At 64.7% G+C, this 17522-nt stretch carries 14 protein-coding genes; 2 read left to right on the top strand and 12 right to left on the bottom strand.

All coding sequences use genetic code 11. From position 1 onward, the window contains the following. Nucleotides 1–12 precede the first annotated feature (12 nt). The 12 genes from tagH to tssA form a co-directional block, all read right to left on the bottom strand. Nucleotides 13–1782 (bottom strand): type VI secretion system-associated FHA domain protein TagH, encoded by a 1770-nt coding sequence (tagH, locus tag L0U84_RS24350; RefSeq protein ID WP_233853392.1) that lies wholly within the window; start codon nucleotides 1780–1782, stop codon nucleotides 13–15. Between the two features lie 31 nt (nucleotides 1783–1813). Further along, on the bottom strand, nucleotides 1814–3805 hold the full coding sequence (locus L0U84_RS24345) for a type VI secretion system Vgr family protein (RefSeq protein ID WP_233853390.1): 1992 nt from the start codon (nucleotides 3803–3805) through the stop codon (nucleotides 1814–1816). Nucleotide 3806: 1 nt separating this feature from the next. Further along, a complete protein-coding gene (locus L0U84_RS24340) occupies nucleotides 3807–4196 on the bottom strand; it encodes a DUF4280 domain-containing protein (protein ID WP_233853383.1) in 390 nt (129 codons plus the stop codon). A gap of 27 nt (nucleotides 4197–4223) precedes the next feature. After that, nucleotides 4224–7016 (bottom strand): type VI secretion system ATPase TssH, encoded by a 2793-nt coding sequence (tssH, locus tag L0U84_RS24335; RefSeq protein ID WP_233853378.1) that lies wholly within the window; start codon nucleotides 7014–7016, stop codon nucleotides 4224–4226. Nucleotides 7017–7020: 4 nt separating this feature from the next. Continuing rightward, entirely contained in the window at nucleotides 7021–8100 is a 1080-nt protein-coding gene (tssG, locus tag L0U84_RS24330; protein WP_233853371.1) for a type VI secretion system baseplate subunit TssG, read from the bottom strand. Beyond that, nucleotides 8085–9980 carry a type VI secretion system baseplate subunit TssF gene (gene tssF, locus L0U84_RS24325; protein ID WP_233853369.1) on the bottom strand — a complete coding sequence of 632 codons (1896 nt, stop codon included), beginning with the start codon at nucleotides 9978–9980 and terminating at the stop codon, nucleotides 8085–8087. The genes tssG and tssF overlap by 16 nt, the downstream gene beginning before the upstream one ends. 4 nt (nucleotides 9981–9984) lie before the next feature. Continuing rightward, the gene (gene tssE / locus L0U84_RS24320; protein ID WP_233853367.1) at nucleotides 9985–10497 is read right to left on the bottom strand and encodes a type VI secretion system baseplate subunit TssE; all 513 of its coding nucleotides are present in this window, start codon (nucleotides 10495–10497) and stop codon (nucleotides 9985–9987) included. Next, a complete protein-coding gene (locus tag L0U84_RS24315) occupies nucleotides 10490–11326 on the bottom strand; it encodes a type VI secretion system accessory protein TagJ (RefSeq protein WP_233853365.1) in 837 nt (278 codons plus the stop codon). Before L0U84_RS24315 ends, tssE begins: the two co-directional genes overlap by 8 nt. A 95-nt stretch (nucleotides 11327–11421) precedes the next feature. Continuing rightward, on the bottom strand, nucleotides 11422–11910 hold the full coding sequence (locus L0U84_RS24310) for an Hcp family type VI secretion system effector (RefSeq protein ID WP_233853364.1): 489 nt from the start codon (nucleotides 11908–11910) through the stop codon (nucleotides 11422–11424). Nucleotides 11911–11955: 45 nt separating this feature from the next. Next, nucleotides 11956–13452 (bottom strand): type VI secretion system contractile sheath large subunit, encoded by a 1497-nt coding sequence (tssC, locus tag L0U84_RS24305; protein ID WP_233853362.1) that lies wholly within the window; start codon nucleotides 13450–13452, stop codon nucleotides 11956–11958. A 25-nt stretch (nucleotides 13453–13477) separates the two neighbouring features. Then, nucleotides 13478–13984: a type VI secretion system contractile sheath small subunit gene (gene tssB / locus L0U84_RS24300; RefSeq protein WP_211193434.1), complete on the bottom strand. Its 507-nt coding sequence runs from the start codon at nucleotides 13982–13984 to the stop codon at nucleotides 13478–13480. Between the two features lie 87 nt (nucleotides 13985–14071). Beyond that, complete coding sequence (gene tssA / locus L0U84_RS24295; protein ID WP_233853356.1) at nucleotides 14072–15103, bottom strand: type VI secretion system protein TssA; 1032 nt, start codon at nucleotides 15101–15103, stop codon at nucleotides 14072–14074. A 793-nt stretch (nucleotides 15104–15896) separates the two neighbouring features. On the opposite strand from tssA, the gene L0U84_RS24290 reads away from it, so the two are divergent. Next, nucleotides 15897–16673, top strand: a complete 777-nt coding sequence (locus L0U84_RS24290; RefSeq protein ID WP_442794045.1) for a hypothetical protein — start codon at nucleotides 15897–15899, stop codon at nucleotides 16671–16673. A 33-nt stretch (nucleotides 16674–16706) separates the two neighbouring features. Continuing rightward, on the top strand, nucleotides 16707–17501 hold the full coding sequence (locus L0U84_RS24285) for a PP2C family protein-serine/threonine phosphatase (protein ID WP_233853354.1): 795 nt from the start codon (nucleotides 16707–16709) through the stop codon (nucleotides 17499–17501). Nucleotides 17502–17522: the final 21 nt, after the last annotated feature.

Below are 17522 nucleotides of genomic sequence, written 5' to 3'. Positions count from 1 at the left end.
GTTCAAATGTTTCTAGGTGGGATCGGCGGGGTGCTTCGGCTGACGCTCGCGGGCCGCGCTCAGTTCGTCGATCTGCGCCTCGTACGCGTCATTGAACGCCTGACCGAAGAGTTTCTGGAAGTCGTCGTCGGCTTCGCGCGTGACGGCGCCCTGCAATTCGACGAACAGATCCCACAGTCTCGCCTTGCGGTTGGACAGGACCTTTTCGAGCGCGCCGGGGTCTTTCAGCCGCGCTTCGATCGAGGCGGGATCGAACCGTCCGAGCACGTGCGCGAGCGCCGCGCGCATCCCGGCGAGGACCGCGAGTTCGTGCGCCTGGATATCGTCGAAGGCACGCCTGAGCGCTTCGTCGGGCGGCAGATAACCGGCCGCGCGACCGGTCAGCATCTGCGCCAGCGCGCTGTCGACGTCGGGGAAGAATTTGAGCGGGTTGTTGTCGCGCGCGACGATCATCGTCGTGTCGAGGCGGGCTTCGCGTTTGGTCATCGAACGCGCGCGCAGCACGTCCATCGTGCCGCGCAGCGCATCGCGCAGCATCGTGCCGATGAGGCGCGCGAACTCCGACTCGGGCAGGTTCGGCGCGCGCGACGGGTCGAGCCCGAGGCCTTCGAGCAGCGCCCGCAGGGTGGCGGGGTTCTGGCTCGCGGCGGGGACGGCGTCGGGGCGTACCGGAGCCGGCTGCGCAAGCGGCGGTGGTGACGCGGAAGGCGGTGATGTGATCGGAGCCGAGGCCGGAGCCGGAACCGGCTGCTGAACCTGCTGCTCAACCTGCTGCTGAACCTGCTGCGGATCGGGCTGCACAACCGGCGAAGGCGAAGGCACCGGCGCCGCCGCCGGCACGGCGACCCGTGAGGTGGCAGCCTGCGGCGCGACCACGGGCACGACCACCGGCACCACCGGAGCCAAAGGGGTCGACGGCGCGAACTGCGTCGACGGCACCGACGGCGACCCGAACAGATCATCGAACGGTGTCACGGCCGAGCCTGCCGGGCCGGGGTCCAGCAATCCCGGCGGCAAGCCGGTCGGGCCGCCCAAAGGCGCGGCCGCCGGGGCGGGCGCGGTGGGCCATCCCGGCAAATCGTGCGCAGGCTGCGCCGCAGCCGGCGACGCACTGCCCGCCTGCGAGGGCGTTTCCCACTGCGCCAACGCATCGGCGAGCGGATCGTAGTCCGCCGGGATGCCGCCCACGGGCGTGGCCGGCCCGGCGGGATCGGGCCGAGGCGCCTGCGGCGGCGCAAACGCCTGCAACTCCGGCGACACATGATCGCTCTCCGAGCCCGCAAAGCCCGGCCGCGACGAGATCCGCTGCGGTTCGCCGAAGCCCGGCTGCCCGAGCGGATCGAGCGCGCCGAGCTGCAACGGGTCGCCTTGCGAATCCGCCGGCAACGGTCCACCGAGCACCTGCGCGGCACGCAGCGGATCATGCCCGCCCGTCAGACCGCGCACGCTCGCGGCCTGCTCGCCGATCGACACTTCGAGCAGATACGGACCGATCAATAACTGGTCGCCATTTGCGAGTCTTGCCTCGCGCGTGCCACCGAGCGCGCGCTGATTCAGCACGCTCGGATTGCTGCCCAGATCGCACAGCAGATAATCGCCGCCACGAAACTCGACGCGCGCGTGAATGCGCGAGATCGCGCGCTGTTGATCGGGCAGCACCAGCGTGCAGTCGTTGGCACGGCCAATCGTGCCTCCGGCGGCGCCGAACGCGACCACGATCGGCTCGGCGAGCGTCTCGTCGTTGAATCGCGCAACCCGCAGCGAAAGAATCGGATAGTTCACTTGGCTCCCCACAACCCTTCAGGTGCATCGCTCAAGATTTGATTTTTTTGGTGCCGTCATCGGCGTCTTTCGGCGCGCTCGGCGCGGTCGGCGACGAGCCGCTGCCGGAGCCCGCCGAGCCGCCCGAATTGAGCAGGATCGGCGTGCCCGACACCGCCACGCTGACCGGGCCCACCACCACGAACGCGCCGCCTGCCTTTAGCGTAATACTCGCGCCCGCTTCGATCACGACGTTCATGCCCGCCTTGATGTGGATATTCATGCCGGCGTCGATCGCATAGTCCATGCCGACCTTCTCCTGCAGCTTCTGCCCGACCTTCAGCGACGCGTTGCCATCGACCTGGGCATTCTGGTCGCCCGTCACGGCGTCGTGGCGCGCGCCGGTGATCGCCACGAACTCGTTGCCGGTCACTTTCAGATGCCGATCGTTGCCGACATTGCTCAGCATGTCGTTCTTGACCCAGGTCTCGTGGTCTTTCTCGGCATGGAAGAACAGTTGCTCGCTGCCCTTGTCGTCGTCGAAACGCATTTCGTTGAAACCGCCGCCGCCCTTGGTCGAATTGCTCTTGAGCGTCGAGAACATCTGGTTCGCCGGCAACGCGTACGGCGGCATCGTGTTCGCGTTGTAGACGCAGCCGGTGACGAGCGGCCGGTTCGGATCGCCCTCGACGAACTCGACGACCACCTCCTGACCGACTCGCGGCAGGAAGAACGTGCCCCAGTTCTTGCCGGCCCAGCTCTGCGACACGCGCACCCAGCAGCGTTTCATGCGCGAGTCTGAATCGGCCGGCGGGGCGAACTGCTCCCAATGAAACTGCACCTTGATGCGGCCGTATTTGTCGGTGAGAATTTCTTCGCCGTCCGGGCCGACCACCATGGCGGTCTGCGGGCCCGCCACGACCGGCTCGGGCGTCAGCCGCTCCGAGCGGAAGTGGTTCTCCTTGCGCAACGCGGTGAACGCACAGTCGAAAAACGGCAGCGAAGGATCGTTGCGCACCGTCGACATATAGACATCCGAATTGATTTCATACTCGGCGCTGACCACCAGGTAGTCGTGATTCTGCGCGTCGCAGGCGTGATTTTCGAGCTTGAACTGACCGCCCGGCCAGATGCCGCGCGCGCTCGAGCGGCCCGAGATGCTGTCGTTGCGCGCCTGACGGATCTCGATGCCGACCTTCGCATAGCGGTCGCCATCGCTCGCCTGCACGTGGCCGCTCAGATGTTCCTGCATCGCGTACACCGGCGGATCGTAGACTTTCGGCCGCGTCGCGCGCGAGAGCAGGCCTTGCTGGTTGCTCAACGTGGGTTTTTCGAAGTCGTAGTCGTTGACTTCGTACTTGCCGGTCTGCAATTCCGCGCCCGAACTCCACGCATACACGCATTCCTTCTCCTTCGAAGGCTCGTACCACGCATCGTACGAAATCGTCGCATAGTGTTCGATCGGTCCGTGCACGTCGCTCGAATCGGTCAACACCAGCGTGTGCTTGCCGCCCTTGTGCTCGAAGTAGTAGTAAATGCCCTCGTGCTCCATCAGGCGGCTCACGAAAGCGAAATCGGTCTCCCGGTACTGCGCGCAGTGCTGCAGCGACGGATAGGTCGCCTGGCATTTATTGCTGACGTCGATGCTGTAGTCCTGCAGCACGCCGGTCACGATATCCAGCACACTCTTTTCATGGAAAAAGCGGCTGTGCGACGCGCGCGTGAGCAGCCACAGCCGCGGACGCACCACCGCTTCATAGCGCGCCATGCGGTTGCGGGTGCTGTCGCCCGGCGCGACGATCCGGAACGCCGTGACGATGCCGTTGAATTGCCGCTCGCCCTCGGCCGGCAACGACAGCGCAATCGAGATGTCATGGCCGAGCAGATCGCCGGCTTGCAGATCGTTGCGCTTGCTCAGCAGATCGAGCCGCCATTCGCACAGACGTCCCAACTCCTCGGTGCCGCGCAGATGCAGAAACAGCAGATCCTCGCCGGCAGGCGCGCAACTGACGGTGACGTGGCGGCTCTGGTTTTGCGTGGTCATGTCACGGAATCATCGTCTTGACGGTTGCCGGATTGACGATCGTGACCACGCCGCCCCAATTGCACATGCATTTGGAGACGTTGTCGAGCGACGGCTGGTTGCCGAGCAGCACGGTCGGCGCGCCCGGCGTCCACGGCGTCATGGTGGCCGGGATGCACGGCATCGGCGTCAGCACGCCCGCCTTGGCCGCCGTCGCGGCGGCGACGGTCGGATTGGAGGGCGCGCTGCACGCGCCGAACGGCATGATGTTGACGAGCGGAATGTGATCCATGATGTTGGCCGCGGGCGGCCCTTCGCCCATCACCCGGTTGATCGGCAACACCACGAGCGTCGAAGGCGCCGCGCCGAACGAACATTGCAGCGTCGCGCCCATGCTGACTTGTTGCGGCATATGTAGGCCTCCTCCCCGTCGGCTGGATCAATCGAACGTATAAAGAAATTCACCGTCGCGCGCGCCGATCTGCACCTTCGTCACCGGGCTTCCATTCATCATGCGCGTCAAAAACTCCGTGCTGATGCGCGGCAACAGCGTGTTGGTCAGGATCGCGTCGATCATCCGGCCGCCGCTTTCGAGTTCGGTGCAGCGGCTGCCGATCAGCTTCACGACGTCGTCGTCGTAGCTGAACGGAATCTTGTGCGACATGCGGATGCGTTTCTCGATCCGGCCGAGTTGCAGCCGGATGATCGCGCCGAGCATCTCGTCGGACAGCGGAAAGTACGGAATGACCACGACGCGTCCCAGCAAGGCCGGCGGAAACACCTTCAGCAGCGGCTCGCGCAACGCCTTGGCGATGCCCTCCGGCTCCGGCATCAGCTCGGGGTCCTTGCACAGGCTCGTGATCAGATCCGTGCCGACATTGGTGGTCAACAGGATCAGCGTGTTCTTGAAGTCGATCACGCGGCCCTCGCCGTCTTCCATCCAGCCCTTGTCGAACACCTGGAAGAACAGCTCGTGAACGTCGGGATGGGCCTTCTCGACTTCGTCGAGCAGCACCACGCTGTACGGACGACGGCGCACCGCCTCGGTCAGCACCCCGCCTTCGCCGTAGCCGACGTAGCCCGGCGGCGCGCCCTTCAGCGACGACACCGTGTGCGCTTCCTGGTATTCGCTCATGTTGATCGTGATGACGTTCTGCTCGCCGCCATACAGCACCTCGGCGAGCGCCAGCGCGGTCTCGGTCTTGCCGACCCCCGAAGTGCCGGCGAGCATGAACACGCCGATCGGCTTGTTCGGATTGTCGAGTCCGGCGCGCGAAGTCTGAATGCGCCGCGCGATCATCTCCGTCGCGTGAGCCTGGCCGATGATGCGGCGGTTCAGGTTCTCCGCGAGCTTCAGCACGTTTTCGATTTCGTTGCGGACCATGCGGCCCACCGGTATGCCGGTCCAGTCCTGCACGACGGAGGCGACCGCCTGCTGGTCGACGGTCGGCAGGATCAGCGGATCTTCGCCTTGATGCTGCGCGAGCTGTGCCTGCAACTCGCGCAGCTCGGCGAGTCGCGCTTCGCGCGTCGCGGTATCGCTGGTGGGGTTCTCGGTCGCGCCGGGTGCGGCCGTCGCGTTTGCGCCTGCGTTTGCGCCTGCGTTTGCCGTTTCGCTTGCCGCTGCGTTCGAGCCGTTCACTAGCGCCGCGCCTTCCACCTTGCCGGTTTCGCCGCGCAGTTGCGCGCGCAGCTCGAGAATCCGCGTCACCAGTTCCTTTTCCGCCTGCCAGCGGGCGTCGAGCGTGGCGAGACGCGCCTGTTCGGCGGCGAGCTTTTCCGCGGCGGCGGCTTCACGCTCGCGCGTGTCGACGCCCACCGCGCTCTCACGGCCGATGATCGCCAGCTCGGTTTCGAGCGCGGCGATCCGCTTGCGCGAATCGTCGACCGACGCCGGCGTCGCATGCTGGCTGACCGCCACCCGCGCGCAGGCGGTGTCGAGCAGGCTGACCGACTTGTCGGGCAACTGCCGCGCCGGAATGTAGCGATGCGACAGACGCACCGCGGCTTCGAGCGCTTCGTCGAGCACCTGCACCTTGTGGTGCTGCTCCATCGTCGAGGTGACGCCGCGCATCATCAGGATCGCGCGGGTCTCGTCCGGCTCGCTGACCTGCACGACCTGGAAGCGCCGCGTCAGCGCCGGGTCTTTCTCGATGTGCTTCTTGTATTCGGCCCACGTGGTCGCGGCGACCGTGCGCAGCGTGCCGCGCGCGAGCGCCGGCTTCAGCAGATTCGCCGCGTCGCCGGTGCCGGCCGCCCCGCCCGCGCCGACCAGCGTGTGCGCTTCGTCGATGAACAGGATGATCGGCTTCTCCGAGGCCTGCACTTCCTCGATCACTTGCCGCAAGCGGTTTTCGAACTCGCCCTTCATGCTCGCGCCGGCTTGCAACAGACCGACGTCGAGCGTGCGCAACTGCACGTCGCGCAGCGACGGCGGCACGTCGCCCGCCGCGATGCGCTGCGCGAAGCCTTCGACCACCGCGGTTTTGCCGACGCCCGCCTCGCCGGTCAGGATCGGATTGTTCTGGCGGCGGCGCATCAGGATGTCGACCACCTGGCGAATTTCCTCGTCGCGCCCGACGATCGGATCGAGCTTGCCGCTGCGCGCCTGTTCAGTCAGGTCGGTAGTGAAGCGCCGCAGCGCTTCCTGCTTGCCCAGCGCGGCGGCCGGCAGCGGGCCGCCAGCGGTGTCCGCATCGCCGCCTTCGCGCTGCGCGCCGCCCGCCTGAAAACCGTCGCTCGCGCTCATCGCCGCTTCCGGCGACTCGCGCAGCAGACTGTGGAATTCGTCCACGAGCGAATCGAGCTTGATGCGCTCGAACTGGCGCGAGATGCCGTACAGCCCGTTACGCAGCGACGGCGTCTTCAACAGGCCCACCACCAGATGACCGGTGCGCACCTGCGACTCGCCGAACATCAGCGAGCCGAACACCCAGCCACGCTCGACCGCTTCCTCGACTTGCGACGAGATGTCGGTCACCGAACCCGAACCGCGCGGCAGGCGGTCGAGCGCCTCGGTCAGATCGCGCGCCAACGCTGAAGGCTCGAGCCCATAGTGTTTGACGATGCGGTGCAGGTCGGAGTCCTGCAGTTGCAGGATCTGGTGAAACCAGTGCGACAGTTCGATATAAGGATTGCCGCGCAATTTGCAGAACACGTTCGCGCTCTCGATTGCGCGGAATCCGAGCTTGTTCAGCTTGCCGAACAACGCTGCCCGTTTGATCTCGGCCATTTTTCTATTCCCTCGATGATGTCGATGGCGGCGCCGCCGCGGACGCCTCGCGCGCCGCCGCGGCAATCCGTGAACGGCCGTCAGGACCGCTCGGCCGCAACACCAGCTGGCGCTGATCGCCGCGCGCCGGCTGGCCGAGCGTCCAGGTGGTGTAACCGAGCCGCGTATGACGCCCGAGCTTCAGGCGTGGCACGTCTTCCTGCTTCAGCACCAGCCGCAGGTCCCAATCGAGCCCGTCGCGCGCGTAATTGCGCACCCAGTCGACGAGGCGGTTCAGACTCTCGCCGCCCGGCAGCAAGCGCTCGTAGTCGGCGCGGCTCAACGGTCCGATGACGATGCGGAATTTATGCTGGCAATCCCACACCCGCGCGCCGAGCAGCGTCGACACGCCGAGCGAGGCCGAGCCGTCCGCGGCGCCCAGACGCAACAACGAGTTGGCGGGCAGCGTCATCCAATGGCCGACCCACTGCTCGATGTCGACCGGCAGGTTGAAAAAGCGCGCCAGCACGAGTTTCAAACCGGCGGCAGGACGGGTCGGGCCGCCCAGCAAACCCGCAAAGTGCAGTTTGGCGAAATCGGGCACCGCGTCGCGCTCGCGCAGCGTCGCCTCGCCGAGCCCGAACATGCTGCCGACATAAAACGAAAAGCGGTCGCGCCCCGGCCGGTCGAGACTCACGGCCGGTTGCGCATTGGCCCACGCGCGATAGAACAGCGACACCATCCGGTGGTGGAACACATCGAGAAACCGCGCGAAGGTCGGATCGTTCGCGTTGCGGGCGCGGTCGCGCGCGTACTCGGTCAGATGGGTGGGCAACGGACCATGCGGTCCGAGCAGGCCGAAGAACTTGACCGCCAGGCGCGCGGCGTGACGCTCTCCAGCCGGTGTGAAGGCACCGAGCGTCGTTGGGTGGAAAACCAGTTCGGGCTCCTGCACGAAACGGATCGCATCGTCGCGCGGCTGCATCGATTCGCCGACGCGCGGCTTGTCCGGATAAGCGTTCTCCAGCAGTCGCACGACCTGGAAGAAGTCGAAGCGGCGCGCATCCTCTTCGAGCCGGCGCAACAGTGTCAGAGCGTCCGGCATTGTCCGACCCTCGCTGGCCAGCGCATGATCTCGCCGCGCGAAAGCGTCTTCACGACGGTCTCGGTGAACGAGTTGATCGATACGTATTGCGCGAAATAATGCGCGAGCACGGCGCCGAGCAGGAACGCGCCGGCGCCTTCGAACGCGGTTTCGTCGAGCGTCAACGTCACTTCGAGACCGCGGCCGAACACGATCGGTCCCGCGCACGGCAAGCGTCGTGTCACCGAGCGAGAATCGATCGAGCGCACGCCTTCGATCAGCCGCTGACTCGCGATCTCGTCGGCCGGGCAGTAGAGGCTCAGCAGATCGCGCAGCGCGCGGGCGCCCTCCTGCGCGTCGCTATCGAGCAGCGACGAATAATTCAACGACAGGTGGCTCAACAGCCGCCACGCCACGGCCCCGTGCGCATACGACGGCAGCGGCCGGCTCGGGCCGCTCACGCAGCGCACGCTTTGCACCGGCGCTTCGACATCGAGCGTGAAATCGGCGGGGCCGACGCCGACCGGCATCGTCAACGGCAAGTCGCGGTTCGTGCACAGCACCTGCAAACCGAGTTGGCGCAGGTCGGCGCGAAACGGCGCATTGCTCGCGTCCACCAGCGCGATGAACATCTCGCTGCCGAGGTAGCTGGTGCGCGGGCCGCGTTCATGCTGACGCGCCGACGGCAGACGCTTTTCGCGGCGCACCTGGTAGTAAGCGCCGGCACGATAGGTCGCGCCGAGATCGCGCGCGTGATAGAACGGCTCGAAGCGCTGCTCACCGCCGGCGCCCGCGCTATAGCCGGTCGCAGTCTCGATCTGATAGATCTCGAAGTCCATTGGCCTGGTGCGATCGGCCACCACGTGATATTCGAACTGTTCGTCCGACAGCGCGATGCGATCGGTGCGCCTCGAAAAGAGATTGATCGCGGGCGTGCAATGCAGCGCGAAATTGTTGGCGTCGAGCGATTGTTCGAGCAGCGGGTCCCCGCGCTTGAGCAGCACGATGACTTCGATGTCGGTGTCCGCGCAACGCCGCAACGCCGCTTGCAAGCCGTCGATCGCCAGAAACATGAAGCGCTGCGGAAAGGCGAAATACTCCTGCAACAGCCGGTAGCCCTGGAACGACTGCCGGCTGACCGGCAGCAACGCTTCATCCTCGGCAAAACCGACCGGTCGCAGCGCGCTCGCCGGCAACTGCACATGCCAGGCCGCCGGACGTTTGGCCGGCATCACGACGATGCCGCTCACCGAACCGAGCAGACGCTCGTGAATGCGCGTGGCCATCCCGTCCGTGCCGCGCAGATACAGCGTCAACCGGTCGAGTTTCAACTGGTTGAGTTTCAGACCGGCGGTGGCGCGCAAACGCAGTCTGAGGCCGGCCTTGACACCAGCGCCGGCCGCCATGCTCGCCGGTAACGCGCTGTCGGTGCCGCCGAGCGAGCCTGCGTGCGTAAAAAACCGGGCCTCCGCGATTTCGAGCGGCCACAGCGCCAGTTCATGCGCGCTGCGATATTCGCAGCGCGTCGAGCCGTTCTTGTCGAGCACGCTGCGCAGCGCGCTGCCGCGTGGAACCCGCACGCCGTCCGCGAGATTCGAACTGGTCAGGTCGGGCTGGATCTGCACCACGGCCATCGACGGCGTGGGCGCGAGGTAATGCGGGTAGACCAGTTCCGCGAGATGCTGGGTGAAGCGCGGAAACTCGTCGTCGATTTTCAGTTGCACGCGCGCCGCGAGGAAACTGAAACCTTCGAGCAGACGCTCCACGTAGGGGTCCGCGCATTCGAGGTTTTCCAGTCCGAGGCGCCCGGCGATCTTCGGAAATTCGCGCGCGAACTCGCCGCCCATCTCCCGAAGATGCTGCAGTTCCTGGCTGTAGTATTTGATCAGGTCTGGATTCATGGCTTCAGCGCGGCCCGCCCTGGTCGATCACGCGGATTTCGCCGGCCTCCAGATCCAGTTCGGTCCTGAAGTAGAGCCGCTCCGGATACGGCTGCGCCCACAGATCGCCCTCCACCAGAAACGACACGGTGTTGTGACGCCCGGTCGTTTCTTCGAGTTGCATCGAACTGACCCGCACGGTATCGCGCAGAATGCGCGGCTCGAACGCCCAGATCGCATCGCGCACGAGCCGTTCGAGCCGCGACGGATCGATGCCTGAGGCAGTCTTGCCGGCAATGTCCGGCAAGCCGAAATTGATCACCGAAGTCGCGACATACGGATAGCCGCCCAGCTCCTGGACCGACGCGAGGCCGTTCGCATTCAGCAGCCAGCCGAGGTCGCGCTGCACGCTCTCGCGCAGCGCGCGCATCGACAGAACGCGGCGCTCGCGCGTTTCCTGTTTCACTTCCGGTTCGAGATCGGTCAGCCGATCGAGCAGCGACGGTTGCAGGCGATCACGCGCGGTCAACTCAGCCATGATCCGGCACGGCCGCGCCGTCCTCTGCCGGATTCGCGTCGCCGCTCGTCAGCTCGATGGTGCGCACGTCGAAGAGCGCGTAGTCGTTCGCATCAGAGGCGAACATGCGCTGTCCCACCGGCCGCGCGAGCGCGGGATCGTCACCGATCCATTCGGTCAGGCGCGCGAGCCACAGCGCGCGATTCGCTTCGGCGAGCGTGCCCGGATAACGGACCGGTATCAGACCGGCGGCCTGGCCGTCGTTGGCCCACGTGAACACGGCCGGCATCCAGACCCGGTCGCGCAGGTCGGTCGGCGGTTCGATTTCGATGCGCTTGATGCGCGAAAAAGGAATCCAGTAATAGCGGCCGTTCAGTACGGCTTCGAGTGTCGGGCCGAGCCGGTTGTCGGCGTCGGCGAGCCACGCGAACGGCTCGCCGTTCAATGCGCCGGCGGTGGCGGGCGCCTCGTCGAGCGCCTGCGCGCGCGCGGCCGCCGCCGCGGTGCTATCGCCCGCGGCATCGAGCCGCAATGCTTCGACGAGCAACGCGAGCCAGCCGGTCGGCTCGCCGAAGATCAGCGGCGCGCGCTCGCCTTTGAATACCGCTTCGCGCAGCGCCTCGCATTGCAGCGCTTCACGATAGGTTTGCACCATCGGCAACGCGGCCGCGTCGAGTTCGCCGACGACGTTCAGTTGCGTCAGCGCACGGTCCCAGGCGCCCGTCACCGCGAGCAGCTGGAACAGAAAGACACGATAGGCGGCTTTCGACGGATCCTTGCGAACCTGGTTTTGCAATTCGCGCAGACATCCGTCGAGATCGCCTTCGCGCAAATATTCTTCTGCGTTCATGCCGGTTCGCTCCGGTCTGTGTGAAGTCGTCCCACTCGCCGCCGCACCGCGCCGGCCAGGCCGCCGCGGTGCAGTCGCCCTTTGCGATCAGCCGATCAGCTCTCCGCGTTGGCGGGGATGTTCCATTTCACTTCGACCACGCCGCCCTCCTTCGCGCCCTTGGCGTTTTGCGGCTGGTACTCGACATGGAATTTTTCGAAGTTCAGCGTGACGTTCTCGGTGAAGCGCTCCTCGCCGCCCGAGCCGCCCGTCGAATAGGAGCTGATCAGCACGCCGTTCAACGTGATCTTGTAGTACTCGAGCGGATTGTCGCCGCCTGCCTTGCGGACAGTCAGCAACACCGTGTCGATGTGCGTGCCTTTGGTGCAGGCCGCCATGATTGGCGGACTCGCCTTGTCGCTGTATTTGGTAAATGACAGGTCCTGCACCGACACCTTGCCGGCGCCGCCGCCCGTGCCCATATGCATCGTGCCGCTCTGGCTCAGGCCCCAGCTCCACGCGAGCACTTCGATCTCTTCCTTGTGGGTCTTGTCCTGCGACTCGCCCTTGATGTCGCCCAGCTTCATGAACATGTCGATGGCCATCTTCTTCTCCGCTCAGAACAATTCGTCACTGCATGGGGATTTCCGTCATGCCGCCTTGGCGGACGGAAGCTTCGATACCAACCGTAGCGATACGGTCAGGCCTTCCAACTGGTAGTGCGGACGCAGGAAAAACTTCGACGTGTAATAACCGGGATTGCCTTCGACTTCCTCGACGACCACCTCCGCGGCCGCCAGCGGGCGTCGCGCCTTGGACTCTTCCGTCGAGTGCGCCGGATCGCCGTCGACGTACTGGAGGATCCAGTTCTGCAGCCAGCGCTGCATGTCGTCCTTCTCCTTGAAGCTGCCGACCTTGTCGCGCACGATGCATTTCAGGTAGTGAGCGAAGCGGCTGCACGCGAACAGGTAAGGCAGCCGCGCGGCCAGGTTCGCGTTCGCGGTGGCATCGGGGTCCTCGAACTCGGCCGGCTTGTGCAGCGACTGCGCGCCGATGAAGGCGGCGAAATCGGAGTTCTTCTTGTGCACGAGCGGCATGAAGCCGTTCTTCGCGAGTTCGGCTTCGCGGCGATCGCTGATGGCGATTTCGGTCGGGCACTTCATGTCGATGCCGCCGTCGTCGGTGGGGAAGGCGTGCACCGGCAGATTCTCGACGGCCCCGCCCGACTCGATGCCGCGAATCCGCGAACACCAGCCGTACATCTTGAACGAGCGGTTGATATTGGTCGCCATCGCATAAGCCGCATTCGCCCATGCGTATTTGCTGCTGTCCGCGCCGGCGGTGTCTTCCTCGAAATCGAATTCCTCGACCGGATTGGTCTTGGCGCCATACGGCGCGCGCGCGAGAAAGCGCGGCATCGCGAGCCCCACGTAGCGCGCATCCTCCGATTCGCGCAGCGAGCGCCACGCGGCATGCTCAGGAGTCTGAAAGATTTTCGTCAGGTCGCGCGGATTGGCCAGCTCCTGCCATGAATCCATCAACATCACCGAGGGATCGGCGCCCGCGATGAACGGCGCATGCGCGGCGGCCGAGATCTTGGCGATCTGCGTGAGCAGATCGACGTCGGGCCCGCTGTTGTCGAAGAAATAATCGGCCACGAGGCAACCATACGGCTCGCCGCCGAACTGGCCGTATTCCTCTTCGTAGAGCTTCTTGAAGAACGGGCTTTGATCCCACGCGGTGCCCTTGTACTTCTTGAGCGTCTTGTACAGATCGCCCTTCGATACGTTCATCACGCGAATCTTCAACGTTTCGTCCGTCTCGGTGTTGTTGACCAGATAGTGCAAGCCGCGCCACGCGCTCTCGACCTTCTGGAACTCTTCCGAGTGGATGATCTGATTGACCTGGGCGGTCAGCTTCTCGTCGATCTGCGCGATCAGCGATTCGATCGTCGCGAGCACGTCGCCCGAAATCACATTGGTATCGCGCAGCGCCTGTTCGGCGAGCGTGCGCACCGCCGTCTCGACGGCTTCCTTCGCCTTCTCGCTCTTCGGCTTGAATTCCTTTTGCAGCAGATTCGCGAAATCGCTCGTTTCAAGCGACGCCTCGCCGGGTTGCGCTTGCCCTTCGGTGCTGGGTTCAGCCATGGTCAGACTCCCCTGTAGATCACGCTCATTCCTGCGGCTTCGGTGCGGACGCCAACGACTGCAGCAACGCAGGATCGTTCAGCAGTTTCGCGATCAGCTCCTCGGCGCCGGTCTTGCCGTCCATATAGGTCAGCAGGTTCTGCAACTGGCCGCGCGCCTCGAGCAGCTTCGCCAACGCGTCCACCTTGCGCGCGACCGCCGCGGGCGAAAAATCGTCCATGCTCTCGAAGGTCATGTCGACCGCGAGGTTGCCCTGACCGGTCAACACGTTCGGCACCTGCACGGCGACGCGCGGTTTCATCGACTTCAGACGCTCGTCGAAGTTGTCGACGTCGATCTCGAGAAACTTACGATCCGCCACCGGCGCGAGCGGGTCCGCCGGTTGACCGGAGAGATCGGCCAGCACGCCCATGACGAAGGGCAGATTGACCTTTTTCTCCGACCCGTAGACTTCGACGTCGTACTCGATCTGAACCCGCGGCGCTCGATTGCGCGCGATGAATTTCTGGCTGCTTTCCTTGGCCACGACCATTCCCCTGGTTGACGCCGCACGGCCGCGAGCAGCATGGCGCATGACTGGCGTTGCTAGAAGCGAAAAAGCCCATCCCCGCCTGACTGCTTACTCGTTTTCGATACCGCCGACCTGCCGGGCCTGGCTCATGCCTTCGGGCGCGAGGTCCTGCAGAATTTCCATGAAATTCTTGTCGACCAGCCGGCGGGCGCGCTGCAACAGCAGCGGCACCGGGCTGGAGGGTTCGTGACGTTCGTAGTACGCGCAGATCTTGTCGATCATGCGGATCACATCCTGACGGTCCGTGATGTCGCCGGACACAGGCACGGCCGCCGGCGCCGCGCCCACGCGTTCGCCTGTGCCGGCCTCGCCGTCCGATGAGGCCTCCGGGGACCCGGCCGCGTCGTTGAGGCGCTCGCCGAGAAAGTCGGCGGCGCGCCGCAGCAGCTTCGTGAGCGGCGACAGGTCGATCGAACGCGCCGCGCCGACGCGCTCGGTCAATACCGTCTCGATGCGCATTGCGCTATGCGACGCCGCGAGCAGGGCCGTGTGCGCGTCGCTGGCGTCTTCGTGAGCGTCGGCGATCACCGCGTCGATCGAACTCAGCGACGGCGCCTCGATGCCCTTCGCGAGCGGCACTTCTCCGGTCGCATATTCGATGTCGCGCAAACTGACGACACCGTGCGCGCGCGACGACGCGAGCGGCGCGTCGCGCACGTCCACCAGCATGCCGGACGTTTCGACGAGCGCGGCTAGCGCGTTGACGCGGGCGGTCGGATCGTTGTCGTCGTCGGCATCGAGTTGCGGATAGACGTGGTCCCAGCGCTGCTCCAGCAGCCCTTCGACGAGCGCGAGGCCCTCGGCGAAGCCGGCGAAACGGCGGCGATTGAGCAGCGCGCGCGCCAGGTGCACCGCGACACGCAAGTCGCGGCCTTTCGTTAGCAAATCGAGCGATAGCGCTTCGGCCACTTTCCAGTCGGGCGGCGTGGCGGCGACCATGGTCTCGCCGAACTGCACCTCCGGCTTGCCGTTGACGACCTGCTCGAGCGCAAGGAAGTCAGGGTCGTACTCGAGGTCGTCCCCGCACGGACTGGCAGCTGATATGTCGGCAAGCATTTCGCCCGCGAGAAGCGTGGCCATGTCTGGTATCGGTCTCGGATGAGTAGTCTCGACGCACCGTAAGTGACCGGCACGGGTTGCCCTTGCCCGCCGGGAATCAGCGTTCCCGGAAATACGTGTTAACTCCAATTAGATTGCCCGTGCCAGCTATTGCGGTGTTTTTAGCGAGCGTGGCCCTTTCTCGGCGGCAATCCGATATGAGAATAGCACGCAGCCCGGAAAATCAAAGCCGGATAGCAATAAAAGCGGATTCCGTTTAATTAAGCGAAACAGTATATGTAATACCATTCAACTCAATAAACATTTAAAACGGTTTAACCTTTTCGATCAGGCACCATTAACAGTCCCGAAGTCCCGCGGTCGTCTTACGACCTCACCAGGCACCCCGTCAGGGCGGTCGATTGGTGGGATTGCCCGACATCTAAGTAAACGAACCAGGTGCGCGATTTTTTTAAAAAATTTGCACTTTCCGGGTTGTCGGTAAGCGTTTACATTGCGTTTAGGGGTTAGTCCTGATAGCGATAGAGCACCCCGCCAAAGCGGTGAATAACATATTAAGTTTTACCTTGTAATAAATAAAACGGGCCAATAGACTAACTCTGTTTTCCAATCATTGCGCCGGTTGCACGGCGGAATCTCCGGTATTGCATGCGTTTTGGCACACGCATCTACCCAATACGGCGGCAAAGCGAGTGCCGCATTCATTGGGGACAGCAAACCGGTGCACCACGGACGCGGCGAAATGGCGAAATGGGTAGTGTCAGCAGCCGGGCTCCGCCCCTAAGAAGCGGGGCTCACCACCTCGGGGTGAAAAGTGGCAGATATCCAAAGCGCAGCAATAGCCGACCACGCTGCAGAAAGCGCACTGCCCGACCTGTGGCAACGCCGCACCTGCCTGAGCCACGACGAAATGGCATCGATCTACACGATCGTGCGCCGCGCGCTGACCGGCTACCATCCGTCGGAGTTGCAGGCGCTGGGAGAGGACAAGGAGGAGCTTATCGCGCAGTTCCTCTATTTCAAGGTGTTCCGCCTCGATACCGCGCCGACGGCCTTGCCCACCTTCCCGCTGCACAGCGCGCCCTCCACCAGTCATGCCGTGTGCGCCTACTTCCGCCGCTATCTGATCGACTGTCTGCGCAGCGCGAGCCACCAGCGCAACGTGTCGCTGGAGGAAGACGACGTGATGCTCGAGATCGACCGGCAAACCGCCTTTCACCCCGATCCGATCGGCTCGGTCCTGCTGCAATACGGCCTGCACGAAGCCGAAGTGCGCGAATCCGCGGCGCTTTTCATCGCTTCGCTCGACGACGCGAACCGGATGCTGCTGGCCGGCAGTCTCGGCTGGCTGTCGAACGAGAAAGGCGGTCTGTCGCAGGTGGCCGCGCGTTACGGCATCGCGTCGTATCACTACCGGGCGCGCAAGCTCGGCGTCACACTGAAAAAAGGCTCGATACCCGCCGACTTCGCCCGCACGGAAATCGGCAAATGGATCGAGCAGAGCCTCGGCATCGACATCGCGCCGGGCAATCGCATCGTCATCCTGCTGGTTCTGGGCATTCTGTCGGCGCAATCGCACGCACAGGAATGAGGTCGACGGACACGAGCATTTGAGAGGTCAACGGTGCAACTTGACACCGCAAGTCTGACCGACCAGGGCGGCCGCCCGCGCAACGAAGATTCGTTCGGCGACTGGTCGAGCGAACGTCTCTACTATTGCGTCGTCGCCGACGGCGCCGGCGGACACGGCGGCGGCGACACCGCGTCGCGCGTCGTCGTCGATTCGGTGCTGGCGGATTTGCGCTACCTGACCGTGGCCGAATTGCCGCCCACTGGCGAACGCCTGATCAGCGCGCTCACGCATGCCAACGAGAACATCGTCGAAGAACAGTTGCGCGGCACGGGCAATGAAAAAGACATGCGCTCGACCGCCGTGGTGCTGGCCATCGATCGCGAATGCGCGACGGCCGCATGGGCCCATTGCGGCGACACCCGCCTCTACTGTTTCCGCCACGGTGAGATCAGCGCTCGCACGCGGGACCACAGCATGGTTCAGCAGATGGTCGACGCGCACCTGCTCGCCGAGGAGGAGATGCGCCATCACCCGCGCCGCAACGTGCTATATGCGGCGTTGGGCACCCGTGACCCATTGCCGATTGCGGGTCTCGACGGCACCTTCGCGCTACATGACGGCGACGCTTTCCTGATCTGCACGGACGGCTTGTGGGAGTACGCCGACGACGCCGGCATCGCCGACGCGCTGGCCCACGCCGCAACGCCGGGCGCCTGGCTCGACGCGCTCGCGCAACTGGTGCGCGCGAGCGCCAGCACGAATCACGACAACTTCACGGCGCTCGCGGTATGGATCAATGATGACGCGGAGGCGACACTATTGATGCCGGGCCCGGCACAGGCGTAACGCCGCCGATCAGCATCACAA

Origin of the sequence: Paraburkholderia sp. HD33-4 (assembly GCF_021390635.1) — a bacterium.
Taxonomy (GTDB): Bacteria; Pseudomonadota; Gammaproteobacteria; order Burkholderiales; family Burkholderiaceae; genus Paraburkholderia.
The sequence above is the reverse complement of the archived record's forward strand: the minus strand, read 5'-3'. Positions and strand labels throughout refer to the sequence as shown.